The organism is Arthrobacter sp. NicSoilB8 (assembly GCF_019977355.1).
Lineage (GTDB): Bacteria > Actinomycetota > Actinomycetes > Actinomycetales > Micrococcaceae > Arthrobacter.
Genome location: NZ_AP024655.1, coordinates 2,325,357 through 2,338,376 on the forward strand (window position 1 = coordinate 2,325,357; position 13,020 = coordinate 2,338,376).

Annotated in this window: 15 protein-coding genes; 10 read left to right on the forward strand and 5 right to left on the reverse strand. The window is 67.4% G+C overall.

Translation table 11 applies throughout. The features are described 5' to 3' along the window. Nucleotides 1–5: 5 nt before the first annotated feature. Nucleotides 6–671, reverse strand: coding sequence for an alpha/beta family hydrolase (locus LDO15_RS10425; protein ID WP_223986769.1), 666 nt, complete (start codon nt 669–671; stop codon nt 6–8). Between the two features lie 216 nt (nt 672–887). Here LDO15_RS10425 and ligD point away from each other — a divergent pair, with 216 nt between their 5' ends. The 3 genes from ligD (at nt 888) to LDO15_RS10440 (ending at nt 3,190) form a co-directional block, all read left to right on the forward strand. Next, nucleotides 888–1,910: a non-homologous end-joining DNA ligase gene (gene ligD, locus LDO15_RS10430; RefSeq protein WP_223986771.1), complete on the forward strand. Its 1,023-nt coding sequence runs from the start codon at nt 888–890 to the stop codon at nt 1,908–1,910. A 449-nt stretch (nt 1,911–2,359) separates the two neighbouring features. Then, entirely contained in the window at nt 2,360–2,965 is a 606-nt protein-coding gene (locus LDO15_RS10435) for a thymidylate kinase (RefSeq protein WP_346655996.1), read from the forward strand. Nucleotides 2,966–3,052: 87 nt separating this feature from the next. Then, nucleotides 3,053–3,190, forward strand: a complete 138-nt coding sequence (locus LDO15_RS10440) for a hypothetical protein (RefSeq protein WP_223986775.1) — start codon at nt 3,053–3,055, stop codon at nt 3,188–3,190. Here the strand turns inward: LDO15_RS10440 and LDO15_RS10445 are convergent. After that, nucleotides 3,180–3,545 carry a hypothetical protein gene (locus tag LDO15_RS10445; RefSeq protein WP_223986778.1) on the reverse strand — a complete coding sequence of 122 codons (366 nt, stop codon included), beginning with the start codon at nt 3,543–3,545 and terminating at the stop codon, nt 3,180–3,182. The genes LDO15_RS10440 and LDO15_RS10445 overlap by 11 nt on opposite strands. Before the next feature lie 235 nt (nt 3,546–3,780). Between LDO15_RS10445 and LDO15_RS10450 the strand changes: the two genes are divergently transcribed. The 3 genes from LDO15_RS10450 to LDO15_RS10460 all read left to right on the forward strand — a co-directional run bounded on the left by LDO15_RS10450 (nt 3,781) and on the right by LDO15_RS10460 (nt 6,701). Further along, nucleotides 3,781–5,184, forward strand: coding sequence for an MBL fold metallo-hydrolase (locus LDO15_RS10450; RefSeq protein ID WP_223986781.1), 1,404 nt, complete (start codon nt 3,781–3,783; stop codon nt 5,182–5,184). Between the two features lie 162 nt (nt 5,185–5,346). Beyond that, nucleotides 5,347–5,940, forward strand: coding sequence for a rhodanese-like domain-containing protein (locus tag LDO15_RS10455; protein ID WP_223986784.1), 594 nt, complete (start codon nt 5,347–5,349; stop codon nt 5,938–5,940). Continuing rightward, nucleotides 5,937–6,701: a sulfite exporter TauE/SafE family protein gene (locus tag LDO15_RS10460; RefSeq protein WP_223986786.1), complete on the forward strand. Its 765-nt coding sequence runs from the start codon at nt 5,937–5,939 to the stop codon at nt 6,699–6,701. The genes LDO15_RS10455 and LDO15_RS10460 overlap by 4 nt, the downstream gene beginning before the upstream one ends. Nucleotides 6,702–6,797: 96 nt before the next feature. On the opposite strand, the gene LDO15_RS10465 is transcribed toward LDO15_RS10460, so the two are convergent. Then, on the reverse strand, nt 6,798–7,145 hold the full coding sequence (locus tag LDO15_RS10465; protein WP_223986788.1) for a hypothetical protein: 348 nt from the start codon (nt 7,143–7,145) through the stop codon (nt 6,798–6,800). A 180-nt stretch (nt 7,146–7,325) separates the two neighbouring features. Between LDO15_RS10465 and LDO15_RS10470 the strand changes: the two genes are divergently transcribed. From LDO15_RS10470 to LDO15_RS10480, 3 genes are all read left to right on the forward strand, one after another. Beyond that, entirely contained in the window at nt 7,326–8,609 is a 1,284-nt protein-coding gene (locus LDO15_RS10470) for a cyclopropane-fatty-acyl-phospholipid synthase family protein (RefSeq protein WP_223986790.1), read from the forward strand. Between the two features lie 64 nt (nt 8,610–8,673). After that, complete coding sequence (locus LDO15_RS10475) at nt 8,674–9,678, forward strand: pirin family protein (protein ID WP_223986792.1); 1,005 nt, start codon at nt 8,674–8,676, stop codon at nt 9,676–9,678. A gap of 71 nt (nt 9,679–9,749) precedes the next feature. Next, complete coding sequence (locus LDO15_RS10480) at nt 9,750–10,097, forward strand: GNAT family N-acetyltransferase (RefSeq protein ID WP_223986794.1); 348 nt, start codon at nt 9,750–9,752, stop codon at nt 10,095–10,097. Between the two features lie 43 nt (nt 10,098–10,140). Here the strand turns inward: LDO15_RS10480 and LDO15_RS10485 are convergent, their stop codons facing one another. Together LDO15_RS10485 and LDO15_RS10490 are read right to left on the reverse strand one after the other, a co-directional pair. Then, a complete protein-coding gene (locus LDO15_RS10485; protein ID WP_223986796.1) occupies nt 10,141–10,719 on the reverse strand; it encodes a TMEM175 family protein in 579 nt (192 codons plus the stop codon). Nucleotides 10,720–10,851: 132 nt separating this feature from the next. Next, nucleotides 10,852–11,181: a carboxymuconolactone decarboxylase family protein gene (locus LDO15_RS10490; protein WP_223986798.1), complete on the reverse strand. Its 330-nt coding sequence runs from the start codon at nt 11,179–11,181 to the stop codon at nt 10,852–10,854. A 342-nt stretch (nt 11,182–11,523) separates the two neighbouring features. On the opposite strand from LDO15_RS10490, the gene LDO15_RS10495 reads away from it, so the two are divergent. Then, complete coding sequence (locus LDO15_RS10495; protein ID WP_223986801.1) at nt 11,524–12,960, forward strand: DUF2252 domain-containing protein; 1,437 nt, start codon at nt 11,524–11,526, stop codon at nt 12,958–12,960. Nucleotides 12,961–13,020 lie beyond the last annotated feature (60 nt).

Genomic DNA, 13,020 nt, shown 5'->3' on the forward strand with positions numbered 1-13,020 from the left:
GGTCTTTAGGAGCGGGTCTTTAGGAACTCGGCGACCGTGGCCGCCAGCGACGCCCCCGCCGCTTCGGCACTCAGTTTCGCGCCGGCAACCGCAAAGGAGTGGTCGCCGCCCTCGCGCCACTCCACGGTCGCGGACGGCCCGATCCTGCCCGCCACGGCCTCGAGCAGTTCCGGGGTGGCAAACGTGTCGCGCGTGCCCTGCAGGAAAAGCATCGGCAGTGTCAACCCGTAGAGGTGCTCATCACGGATCTTTTCCGGTTTCCCCGGCGGATGCAGCGGATAGCCAAGGTAGACCAACCCGGCGGCCGGCATGCCGTCAGCCACCGCCATTGAGGCCATGCGTCCGCCGAAAGACTTACCGGCGGCCCACACCGGCCGGCCGGCTGAACGCGAAGCGGCGACGTCCATGGCGGCCCGCCAGGCGGCGATAGCCGCCGGCGGCCGGTCCGGGAATTTCTTGCCGGCCTCACGGTAGGGGAAGTTGAATCGCAGCGTGGCCACGTCCAGGGCGTTCAAGGCGCGGGTGAAGCCCAACAGGAACGGGTGGTCCTTTCCCGCGCCGGCACCGTGGGCAACAACCAGGACGGCGAAAGCGCCGGCAGGGTCGGCGAAGTCACCCGAAACGGTGGCATCACCGACGTCGATGGTGATCGGGTACTCGGTGGTGGTCATGCGTCCATCATGCCGTGCCACGGACTGTTCCGCTTCTCCGGGACAAGACGATGGCAACGGCGATGTCGCCGGTGACTGCAAAGCCGGCGACGGCGGCGACGCGCGGGCGCTGACGTCGATCCGCCGCCGGCGCTGCCCGCCGTCGTCGGTGCCTCCCGGCGGTCGCTGGGGATCTTTGCTCTTCAATTGCCCAGGCCGCCGGAGTACGTTGTCCCCATGGCCAGGGAAGAAGCGCACCTCACTGTCAGCGGTCCGCACGGCGACCGGGAGATGAGGGTGTCGAGCCCGGGCAGGGTCCTCTGGCCCGGGCCGGGACTGACCAAGCTGGATCTTGCCCGGTACATCGTGGACGTCGGGGACGCCTTCCTCGCGGCGAACGGCGGCCGCCCGCTGACCCTTCAACGCTTCAAGGACACGGTGGAAGGCGAACAGTTTTTCTCCAAGAACCCGCCCAAGGGTGCACCGGACTTCATCCGGTCGGTCGACGTCGCCTATCCCAGCGGGCGCTCGCATCCCCAGCTGGTCATCGACGAGATCGCCGCCGCGGTGTGGGCGGTGCAGATGAATACGGTGGTGTTCCACCCCTGGGCTTCCCGGGCCGGCAATCCCGACAACCCCGACGAGCTAAGGATCGATCTCGATCCGCAGCCCGGCACCGGGTTCGCGGAAGCCGTGCCGGTCGCGTGGGAGCTGAGGCGCGTCCTCGCAGAGGCCGGGCTCGAAGCCTTCATTAAGACCTCGGGCAGCCGCGGGCTCCATGTCTTTGCCCCGATTGAGCCTGTCCGTGAATTCCTGGACGTGCGCCACGCTGTCATCGCTGCAGCGCGGGAACTCGAGCGGCGCCTGCCCGCGCAGGTCACCACCGCCTGGTGGAAGGAAGAACGGGGTGCCCGTATCTTCGTCGACTTCAACCAGGCGAACCGCGACCGCACGATGGCGGGGGCCTACAGCCCGCGCGCGCTCGCGAACGCGGCGGTATCGTGCCCGCTCCGCTGGGAGGAGCTCGAGGCCGCCGATCCTGCTGCCTTCACCATCATGACCGTGCCGGAGCGGCTTAAGGCAACCGGTGATCCGTGGGCCGGCATGCATGCGAATTCGGGCACCATCGATCGCCTCCTGGAATGGTGGGAGCGGGACCTCGAGACCGGGTTGGGGGAGCTGCCCTTCCCGCCGGACTTCCCCAAGATGCCCGGGGAGCCGCCGCGGGTGCAGCCCAGCCGGGCCCGCAGCAACGGGTGACTGTGGCGGGCTCCCCGCCGTCGGGCCCGAGCAGCGGGGCAGAGCCAGCGCCGAATCCACCGCGCCGGCCGCGGCGCCGAATCCACTACGCCGGCCGCGGCGCCGAATCCACTACGCCGGCGGCAGCGCCGAATCCACTACGCCGGCTGCGCCGTCCATTTGCCGGCCATTTGCCGGTGGTCCGGTGCGCCGTGTGTATCCCCGCGGGCCGTGCCGTTCACCGACGCCTTTCTGGTCGTGGCACGCTTCACTGCTCCGTCGCGGGACGAATTAGCGGCTTCTACCGTTGGTAGTAGTAGGCAGGGCTGCGGCGGCTACAAGCTGGCGGTGTCCTGGGCTGTGGGTGGTGCACACGACTCCCGTTGGTGCGGCCCCGCCACCGGAAGATCGCTAGCCGGATCCCGGGCGCGAACACCCCACGATGAGAAGGAGTTCGATTGCTGATTGTCTTGACGGGAATTGATGGATCAGGGAAGACAACTGCTGCACGGGCAGCGGTCACAGCCGCGCGCCGGGCAGGCACGGAAGCGCTTCTGCTCAGAAACTACGCAGGCCGGCGCAGGATGTCCCTCTTGAGCACGCAGTTCGGCATACAACTCCACCCGCGGCTGGCGGATGCGGTGGAGACGGTTATCCGCACAGCAAATGTCGTGGTCTCCCATGCCAGGGCGCACAGGCGTCCCGGCCTGGTCATCATGGACCGGCACCTGCATTGCCAGCTTGCGCTGCGGGAGGCGCGGGGCCTTCCGCGGGGCCGGCTCCTTCCCTTCCTCCTGACGAGGCTTCCGCAGCCAGACGCGGTGGTGCACCTCGTCATCGACCCTGAACAGGCCCACCGGAGAGTATTGGCACGCGGAACTGACACGGAAACGCTCGAGGAGCTCACCTCACTGCGTGCCGGCTACCAATCGATGCCCGAATACGAGCACTTCACCGAATTGGCTGCGTCGGGCACACCGGAGGAAGTGGTCGCCAACCTGACGCTCGCCATCGCCGACGCCGGCAACCGCCCGGGCGCAGGCCCGGCCCCTGCCGCAGCTAAACCGGCCGAATAGAACCGGCTCATCAAGGCCGGGACGATCCTTCCGGCCCGGCCGCCGTCGCGATCCAATCCGCGTCCGCCGCCGTAACGAATTACCGGCATGAGCAAGGCGGAGAAGAAGAACCTGCGGTACTGCGACTACTACTGCTTCATGTCGCTGAAGGACTTCGCGGCATGGGTCGACGCCGACGACGACCAGGAACCCTCCATGTCGTATTCCGTCCCGCCTACCACGTGAGTTCCTGCGCCTTGATTTCGTAGTGGCCGTCGCGCTCGGTAAACGTTGCCCGGTACCCGCGCTTGACCCCGTTGACCACCATTTGGCAGTCCGTATGCGTGTTTACTTTGATGTCCGGGAAGTTCTTGCACTCCACCCCGGAAATCGTGACACCGGGATCCTTGGGCTTGGCGCGGGCCTTGATCCGCTCCGCCAGAACCTTGCCGCTGGTCTGCGGGTCGAAGACCACCACCGACGGCGGAGGCGTGGCCGTCACAGTGGTCGTGGGACCCGGCGTGGCCGCAGGGGCTGCGCAGGCTGCCGTCACGAGCACGACGCCCACAGCCGCGGCGCATGCAGTTGCGAAATTCTTCATCGTCGATCATTTCCGTCCGACGCCTGTTCCCAGAGCTGCCCGAGACCCAGGCCGCCCACGCCACACGATGCACTGCCCTGCTTGGGGAATCCTTGGGGCGTTGGCCGGGGAAGGAGGGGGTGACTGCGTAATGCCGGTTTGTAAAGATACCCCTGGGGGTATTATTCTGGATATGTGACGAGGAGGAAATCTCCTCCGGATCACCCACCGAGCCCCGTCCCTGAAGGAGAGCTACATGCTCATCGAGCGCATTTACGACGAAGACCTCGCCCAGGCCAGCTACCTCATCGGCTGCCAGGCCAAAGGCGAGGCCGTCGTCGTCGACCCCCGCCGCGACATCGACGTCTACCGGACGCTTGCGGCAGCCAACGGGATGAAGATTGTGGCCGTCACCGAGACCCACATCCACGCAGACTTCCTCTCCGGCACCCGTGAACTGGCCGCCGCGACCGGCGCCACCGCCTACGTCTCCGGCGAGGGCGGCACCGACTGGCAGTACGGCTTCGAGGCCGAGCGACTGAACGACAGCGACGAGATCACCCTCGGCAACATCACCGTCAAGGCCCTGCACACCCCGGGGCACACCCCCGAGCACCTGTCCTTCCTCATCACCGACGGCGCGTTCGCCGACACTCCCGGCTACCTGCTCTCCGGTGACTTCGTCTTTTCCGGCGACCTCGGCCGCCCGGACCTGCTGGACGAGGCAGCCGGCGGCATCGACACCCGCTTCGCAGGCGCGCGGCAGCTCTTCGCGAGCCTGCGGGATAAGTTCCTGACCCTGCCCGACCACGTCCAGGTCCACCCGGGCCATGGGGCCGGCAGCGCCTGCGGCAAGGCCCTCGGCGCCATCCCTTCGTCCACGGTCGGCTACGAACGGCTCTACTCGTGGTGGGGCCCCTACCTGGCCGCCAACGACGAGGAAGGCTTCGTCGCCGAACTCCTCGACGGCCAGCCTGACGCCCACGCCTACTTCGGCCGGATGAAACGCGAAAACCGTGAGGGCCCCGCCGTCATGGGCGAACGCAAGCCGCTGACCGAACTCGCCACCGCCGACGTCGCCCGCGGCCTGGAAGAGGACACCCTGACGTTCGTGGACACCCGCCACAACACCGAGGTCCACGCAGGAACCGTCACCGGATCCCTGAACATCCCCGCCGGCAAGTCCACCGCCAGCTTCGGCGCCTGGGTCGTGAACCCGGAAACCGACACGAATCCGCTCGTGCTGCTGGCCCCCGGCCAGGCCGCCGCGCACCAGATGTGGGACCACCTGGTCCGGGTCGGCATCGACCAGGTCGCCGGCTACGTCACCAGCCTCGAGGGGCTGCCCTCCAGCACGCCGCAGCTGATCCAGCCCGAAGACCTCGAAGGCTTTGACGCCGCGATGGTCCTGGATGTCCGCAACCGCACCGAACACGCCGCTGGACACATCCCCAGTTCCCATCAGCTCAGTGGCGGCCGGGTGATGTGGAACCTGGACCAGCTCCCCGCCGACGGCACCATCGTGTCCTACTGCCAGAGCGGCGTCCGCAACTCCGTCGCGGCCAGCGCCCTGCGCCGGGCCGGCTACGACGTCGTCGAACTCGACGGCAGCTACGCCGCCTGGGCCGCCCGCCAGCAGGCTTCGGCCTTGGCCGGGTAGTTCAGCTTGGCCGGGTAATCCGGCCGCCATTGACCGCCCGGGCAGTTTCCCCCAAGCCGCCCGGGCACCTCACCGCCCTGTGACGCCGCGCCTTGCGACGCCGGCATGGCATGTCCATGCACGGCCCACCGGCCGTCACCCCCCGCACCATCGAAAGAGATCATGACCACGACTGTTGGAACAACCCCCAAAGCCATCGACGCCGCAACCCTGAAGAACTGGCAGGACAGGCACGACGACCTGATGATCATCGACGTCCGCAGCGGCGCCGAGTTCGAATCCCTGCACATCAAGGGCTCCTACCACGTCCCGCTCGGAATGCTCAGCGAGCACGCCGCCGAATTCGCCGCAAAGCTCGGCACCCGCGTCGTCCTCGTATGCCAGTCCGGCAACCGCGCTGAACAGGCACGGAACAAGCTGGGTGCCGCGGGCCTCTTGGCCGCCAGCGTCCTCACCGGCGGGGTCCCGTCGTACGAGGCGGCCGGCGGCGACGTCGTCAGGGGCCGCCGCGTTTGGGCTCTCGAACGTCAGGTCCGCATGGCCGCGGGATCGCTGGTTCTCGCGGGCGTCCTGGGCAGCAAATTCATTTCCCCGAAACTGGGCCTTGTGGCCGGCGGGATTGGCGCCGGCCTGACGTTCTCTGCCGCCACGAACAGCTGCGCCATGGGCCAGGTCCTCTCAAGGATGCCGTGGAACCGTTCGGCCAACGAGCCCACCGCGCACCAAGCCCTGCAGAGACTGGGCGCCACGGCGTGATCGTCACCGCGGCGGCGTTCGGTCTGCTGGTCGGCGGACTCCTGGGCCTGGTCGGCGGCGGGGGAGCGATCCTGGCCGTGCCCGCCCTCGTGTACGGGGTGGGAATTCCGCTTGCCGCGGCCATCCCCAGCTCGCTGGTAGTCGTCGGGGCTTCCTCCGCCGTCGCGGTCCTGCCCAGGCTGCGGAACGGCGTCAACTGGCGGCTTGCGCTGATCATCGGCGCAGCCGGGATGGCAACCGCCTACCTCGGGGCCATGGTCAACCGGTTGCTGGACCCGAAGGTCCTGCTCGCGGCCTTTGCCGCCATCATGGTTCTCGCCGGCCTCCGGATGCTGCGCACCACCCAGGCACGGGGCGGGGCCTGCGCGCTGCCCGGCGGCGGGGTCAACTGGCGCAGCTGCCTGCCCAAGGCAGTCGCCACGGGCGCCGTCGTCGGTTTCCTGACCGGGTTGCTGGGTGTGGGAGGCGGGTTCCTGATCGTCCCCGCGCTGTCCCTCGTATTGGGCCTCCCCATGGCGCTGACGGTGGGATCGTCGCTGGTGATCATCGTCATCAACTCCTTGGCCGGTTTCTCGGCGCACCTCGGCGACTTGCACCTCGACTGGGCCGTGACGGGGACCTTCGCGGGGGCGGCAATGATCGCCTCGCTGGCCGCGGGCAGGCTTGGCACCGGCATCCCGGACAGGGTGCTCAAACGCGGCTTCGGCATCCTGGTCCTGGTGATCGCCGCCTACGTGGCAGTCCAGGCGCTCATGGCCTGACCACGTCGCCGGCACGGGGCATCGGAGGTCCAGCCTCCGACGCCCCGATTTGGCGCGACACTTCTGCGGCGCGACCCGTGGCCCGCGGGCCACGCCCTAGCCGCGGGAGCGGGCGGTACGGAGAATGCCGCGGATGGAAACGCCGGCGGCGCACACCAGCGGAACCAGCGCGGCAAGCACCACCACCGTGTTTGGTCGGAACGTCATGCGGCCGGAGGGCCCCTTGGCGTAGACGCCCAGGGGAAGCACAAAGCCTCCGCCCCCTCCGCCACTGCCCCCGCTGCCGGGCTGGCCGTCTTCGGGGCTGTTCCCGCCACCAAAGCCGAAGGACACCACCGCCACGGGGATAATCTCTTCGCCCGCGACGTTCACGGCGGGGCCGTACGCCCGCGACACCCCCACATTCTTAAACGTGTCCACGAGGGACGAGAAGGACTCAGTCATGGGACACACGATAGGCAACCGAACTCTGTAGCGCCAGAGCCGTACGACGTCGGCCTGCCCCGGCGGGAAGCAATAAGGACCTAAACTCTGGCTTCAGGACAGGACTTGCCTTTATGTTTGTGCTGGCGGGGGCGCTGCCCAATCCACCGGATACGAGACACCGGAAATGAGGCACTGGACATGACAGAATCCACGACTGCGGCATCACGGCTGGCCGACGCATTAGCGATCGTCCTTGGCACCGACGGGATTCCCTTGCGGCTGCGGGCCTGGGACGGCACGGAAGCCGGACCGGAGGACGCCCCGGTTGTTGTCTTCCGGTCCCGGCGGGCACTTCGCAGGATGTTGTGGTCACCCGGGCAACTCGGACTCAGCCGGGCCTACGTTGCCGGTGATATCGAGGCACCCGGCGACATTTTCGCCGCCTTCGCCGCCCTCAGTTCGGCCGGGAAATTCGCCGAGCCCGGCCCGTTCCGGCCGCCGCGCCCCGGAGAAGTGTTTGCGCTGCTCAAGACTGCCGTCCGGCTCGGCACACTGGGACCGAACCCGGCGCCGCCGCCGGAGGAAGCACGCGTGGGCCGGTACGGCCGGCGGCATTCCAAGGGGCGGGACGCCGCTGCCATCTCCCACCACTACGACGTCGGGAACGACTTCTACGCGCTCGTCCTCGGGCCGTCCATGGTCTACTCGTGCGCGGTCTGGGAGACGGAGGACACCGGCCTGGAAGCAGCTCAGGCGGCCAAGCTCGATCTGGTTTGCAGCAAGCTCGGACTCCAGCCGGGGATGCGCGTACTGGACGTGGGGTGCGGCTGGGGCAGCTTCGCGCTGCACGCCGCGCAGCACTACGGCGTCGACGTCGTCGGGGTGACGCTCTCGGTCGAACAGGCAGCCCTGGCGCGCAAACGGGCGGCGGACGCCGGACTGACGGACCGGGTGGACATCCGGGTGCAGGACTACCGCGACGTGGACGACGGTCCGTTCGATGCGATCAGCTCCATCGGCATGTCCGAACACGTGGGACGCGAGCAGATCCAGCGCTATGCTGCCCGGCTGCAGGGCCTGCTCCGCCCGGGCGGCCGGCTCCTCAACCACGCGATCTCCTGGAACGCCGGAGCGGCCGCACCGGACCCGGACTCCTTCATTCCCCGGTATGTCTTCCCGGACGGCGAGATGCTCAGCCTCTCCGACATGGTGGCCGCACTTGAATCGGCGGACCTGGAAGTCCTGGACGTTGAGGCGTTGCGGCGCCACTACGCCCTGACACTCCGGGCCTGGGTGCGGAACCTGGAGGAGCGTTGGGACGAGGCCGTGCGCTACGCCGGCGCGGGACGCGCCCGGATCTGGCGGCTCTATATGGCAGCAAGCGCCCTCGGCTTTGAAGCGGGCATCACGGGCGTGAACCAGATCCTGGTCCAGCGCCCGGGCGGCGCGGAACCACCCTTGCGGCGCTCGGCGTGGATCTGAGACTTGTGCTTCCGGCCGTGTCGCGGCGGCTGACCCCCGGGGCGCTCGAGACTAGGCTGTCATCATGAGCAATACCGAAGTTGCACCGCAGGAAATCCTCTGTGAAGCCGACGAGACCCGTTCAGGCGTCGAGCTGTTGGTTCCGCGGCAGGTCCCGCTGGGCGGCCCGCGTGCAATGGACGTGCGGCGCACGCTTCCGCAGCGCCAGCGCAGCCTCATCGGCGCCTGGTGCTTCCTGGACCACTACGGTCCGGACCGGGTGGGCGATTCGGGCGGGATGAAGGTCCCGCGCCACCCGCACACCGGGCTGCAAACCGTCAGCTGGCTGTTCACCGGGGAGATCGAACACCGGGACTCGGCCGGTTTCCACGCAGCGGTGCGGCCGGGAGAAGTGAATCTCATGACCGCCGGCCGCGGCATCAGCCACTCGGAATTTTCCACCCCGGACACAACGGTCCTGCACGGTGCACAGCTGTGGGTTGCGCTGCCAGACACTGCGCGCCACATGGCCCCCACCTTTGAGCACTATCGTCCGGAGCCTGTCAGCGGCAGAGGCTGGACCCTGCGTGTCTTCTTGGGTGCGCTCCGCGGGTCCGTCTCGCCCGTCACCACCCACACGCCCCTGCTGGGAGCGGAGCTGCTGCTCGACCCGGGGGCGGAACTGACGCTCGAAACAGATGCGTCCTTTGAGCACGGCCTGCTGGTGGACTCCGGCAGCCTGGTCCTGGAAGGACACCCGGTCCCGAAGGACAACCTCGCGTACTTACCCGTCGGTCACGGGTCCCTCACCCTGTCCGCGGGCAGCGACGGAGCCCGCGTCCTCCTGATCGGCGGGGAGCCGCTGGGCGAAAAGATTGTGATGTGGTGGAACTTCGTCGGACGAAGCCACGAGGAGATCGTCGCGTACCGGGCCCAGTGGCAGTCCGAGATCGGTGCTGAGGTGGTTGCAGCGCCTGCGGCGGGTACCGGGGGATCCTCGGACCTGCGGTTCGGCCCGTTTCCGCCGGGTCAGCCTGCGGCGCTTCCGGCCCCGGCTCTGCCGAATGCCCGTATCAAGCCACGCGGCTAAGTGGTGCGCCTCCCCGGCCATACACGCCAGCCAGACCAAGAGCACGCCCGATTCCAGCCCAGGAGACCACATTGACCACGATCACCATCAGGAACAACCCGGACCGCAGCCGGTTCGAGGTGCTCGACGCCGACGCCGTGATCGGCCAGGCCGCGTACGTGGATGATGTCGGGTCGGATCAGCGGATTTTCTACCACACCGTGATCAGCGAGGAATATGGCGGCCGGGGGCTGGCGGGTGTGCTGGCGGCACAGGCGCTGGATGAGACAGTTGCCGCGGGCCTCCTGATCGTTCCCGTGTGCCCGTACATCAAGAAGTACGTAGGAAAGCACCCCGGCTATGCTGCGAACGTGCTGGCGCCCACTCCTGTCCATCTGGAGTTCCTGAGCGCCTCGCTGGCCCACCGCGTCCGGCAGTAACCGCTCGTGACCCGCAGGTGCATGCGATTGAAGGGTGTGCGATTCAGGTGCGTGCGATGAACCGCTCCACGCGCCGGTCGGGGATGAGCCAGATCGCGGCGACCACGGAATAGGCGGCGATTCCCAGGAGCGGGTTCACCAGGCTCAGCCCCATCCCCGCGATGTACAACGCCGGGGATCCCTTGCCCTTCCAGTCCTGTCCCATGGCCACATCCAGGGCACCGCCCCGGCCCTGCTGGCGGATCAGCGCCGACTTCAGGATGTAGTAGGCGAGGGCGGCAAGCAGCAGGTTTAGTCCGTAGACCAGCACGGGGACTTCCGCCAGACCCGCGTCATTCATCCACCGTGTGGTGAACGGGATGAGGGACAGCCAGAACAGCAGATGCAGGTTTGCCCAGAGGACGCCGCCGTTGATCCTCCCGGCCAGATGCAGCATGTGGTGGTGGTTGTTCCAGTAGATCCCGACATAAACGAAGCTCAGCACGTAGCTGAGAATCGTTGGGAGCTCATGAAACAACGCCGGCCACGTGGGTTCAGCCGGGACGCGAAGCTCCAACACCATGATGGTGATCACGATGGCTAGTACACCGTCGCTGAAGGCTTCCAGCCGGTTCTTATTCATGGGGCGCCTTTGATCAGGGCATCGTGGCCGATGCAGCGGGGACTGCAGACGCCGCCACGCGCGGGTCTAAGGAAACGCTACCGCGCAGTCCGCCTGTCGGGGACCCCTCTAGCCCTCAACCCCTTTTGCCCCCTACCCCTCGGCCTCGGCTTCGAGTTCGGCCTCGGCCATTTCCACGGCGAAGCCGAGGGCGCTGGCAACGTTGCCGGCCGCCGCCACGATGCGGGGAGTGCCGACGATGGGAGCGACAGCGATGAGGACGCCCTGAACGTCCTCCAGGGTGATGCCGACGTCCACCGCGGTACCGGCGTTGAACAGGTAGGAGGCGGCCGGAGCATCGACCGCGGCGAGTGCCGCAATCCGGGCCAGCATCAACTCGCGAGGATCGAGCATGGAGCGCTCAAGCGATACAGCAGTGATGTCTGCGAGGGCTTCCAGTACGGGGGCTTCTGCTTCGGCCATGGTCATGTCTCCAATTGATTGCAGTGTTGGTGCGGGGTGTTTGCGGGGGAGCGGTGCGACGCGGACGGGCCGCCACGACTCGTCTGCAACGTAACCCGATACGGCCCGGGATGACATCACCCGAACGGGATGAGCCGATTGCCAGCGAGCGGGCTCCGGGACGGACGGGCCGTGAGTGTGCAGTGATGGGGTCCGGCAAGACAGCGGCATCGCGTTGACGGGGGGCCGCTTCGGGGCCAGAATCGCATTAGCTCGACCCATGCGCGTTCGCGCGCTCAGCAGGACAGACCCAGGCAACCCGTGCCGGTGGCGGTTCCTGACGTCAAAGGGAGGTCGCCGATCATGGCCGAGACCAAAGTCAAGCACCCGAGCGTCAAGGAACGTGAGGCGAAGGGCAAGGAGTGCCGGAAGGACACGCCCGTCTCCAGCCACACCGGCTGGGTTCCCGCGCCGGACCGCCCGGATCCCGTCGCGCTCCTCGAGGAGCAGAACCTCACCCGGGAACAGGACCTCGTGCCGGTGCGGCACGGCCGGATGATGGTCTCACCATTCACGTTTTACCGGGGTGCGGCCAAGATCATGGCCGCCGACCTGAAGGACACGCCGCGGGCCGGCCTGATTGCCCAGCTGTGCGGGGACGCCCATCTGTCCAACTTCGGTGTCTTCGCCTCGCCGGAGCGGAACCTGCTGTTCGACCTGAACGACTTCGACGAGACGCTTCCCGGACCGTTTGAGTATGACGTCAAGCGCATGTCCGCGAGTTTCACGATCGCGGCGCGGAACAACGCATTCACCCAGGACGAAACCCGCGACATGACCCTCACCGCGGTCCGGGCCTACCGCGAGGCGATGGCCCAGTTCGCGCAAATGCGCACCCTGGACATCTGGTACGCGAAGCTGTCCGAGGAACAGTTGATGAAAGCTATGGAACTGGCCGTGAGCGCGCAGAAGGGCAAAGCGCAGAAGAAGACCGCCGAGGGCATGGAAAAGACGGCGCGCGCAAACGTTGCGAAAGCCCATACCCGGGACAGCCTGCAGGCGCTCGCTAAGCTGGGCGAGCGTGTGGACGGGAGGTACCGAATCGTCAGCCAGCCGCCGATCGTGATCCCGGCCCGGGAACTGGGTGCATCGTTCGGGATGTCTGCCGATGAGCTTGAGCACGTTATCCGTGTGCAGCTGCGGTCCTACCGGGCGTCCTTGCCGGATGACCGGCGTCATCTGCTTGAGCGTTTCGAAATCATCGACGTCGCCCGCAAGGTGGTGGGCGTCGGCAGCGTCGGCACTCGGGCGTTCATCGCCCTGCTTCAAGGGCGTGATCCAGAGGATCCGTTGTTCCTGCAGGTCAAGGAGGCCACGAGATCAGTGCTCGAGGACCACTTGCCCAAGAGCCGGTTCAAACAGCCGGGCGAGCGCGTGGTACAGGGGCAGCGGATGATGCAGGCCGCGAGCGACATCTTCCTCGGCTGGACCAAGGGCGCGCAGGACAACCGGTACTTGTACTGGCGCCAACTGCGTGACATGAAGGGATCCGCCGTTGTGGAAGCGATGAAACCGCTCGGAATGCGGTTCTATGCCGGGGCCTGCGGATGGACACTGGCGCGCGCGCACGCCCGCTCAGGTGACCCGATCGCGATCTCCGCGTATCTGGGCAAAAGCGACAAATTCGACGTGTCGATCACCGACTTCTCCGAGCGTTACGCCGACCAGAACGAAAAGGACTACCAGGCCTTCGCCGAGGCCGTTCGTTCCGGCCGCCTGGAAGCAGTCGAGGGCCTGTAGGCCGGCAGGGGGAGCCGTTCGGATGCCGGGACAGGGAAGACATGCACGCCGGAGTGCCGC

Coding starts and splice junctions, on each gene's coding strand:
- LDO15_RS10445 (WP_223986778.1), bottom strand. CDS start 3,545: ATGAAGAATTTCGCAACTGCATGCGCCGCGGCTGTGGGCGTCGTGCTC.
- LDO15_RS10455 (WP_223986784.1), top strand. CDS start 5,347: ATGACCACGACTGTTGGAACAACCCCCAAAGCCATCGACGCCGCAACC.
- LDO15_RS10475 (WP_223986792.1), top strand. CDS start 8,674: ATGAGCAATACCGAAGTTGCACCGCAGGAAATCCTCTGTGAAGCCGAC.
- LDO15_RS10485 (WP_223986796.1), bottom strand. CDS start 10,719: ATGAATAAGAACCGGCTGGAAGCCTTCAGCGACGGTGTACTAGCCATC.
- LDO15_RS10450 (WP_223986781.1), top strand. CDS start 3,781: ATGCTCATCGAGCGCATTTACGACGAAGACCTCGCCCAGGCCAGCTAC.
- LDO15_RS10470 (WP_223986790.1), top strand. CDS start 7,326: ATGACAGAATCCACGACTGCGGCATCACGGCTGGCCGACGCATTAGCG.
- LDO15_RS10495 (WP_223986801.1), top strand. CDS start 11,524: ATGGCCGAGACCAAAGTCAAGCACCCGAGCGTCAAGGAACGTGAGGCG.
- LDO15_RS10490 (WP_223986798.1), bottom strand. CDS start 11,181: ATGGCCGAAGCAGAAGCCCCCGTACTGGAAGCCCTCGCAGACATCACT.
- LDO15_RS10440 (WP_223986775.1), top strand. CDS start 3,053: ATGAGCAAGGCGGAGAAGAAGAACCTGCGGTACTGCGACTACTACTGC.
- ligD (WP_223986771.1), top strand. CDS start 888: ATGGCCAGGGAAGAAGCGCACCTCACTGTCAGCGGTCCGCACGGCGAC.
- LDO15_RS10465 (WP_223986788.1), bottom strand. CDS start 7,145: ATGACTGAGTCCTTCTCGTCCCTCGTGGACACGTTTAAGAATGTGGGG.
- LDO15_RS10425 (WP_223986769.1), bottom strand. CDS start 671: ATGACCACCACCGAGTACCCGATCACCATCGACGTCGGTGATGCCACC.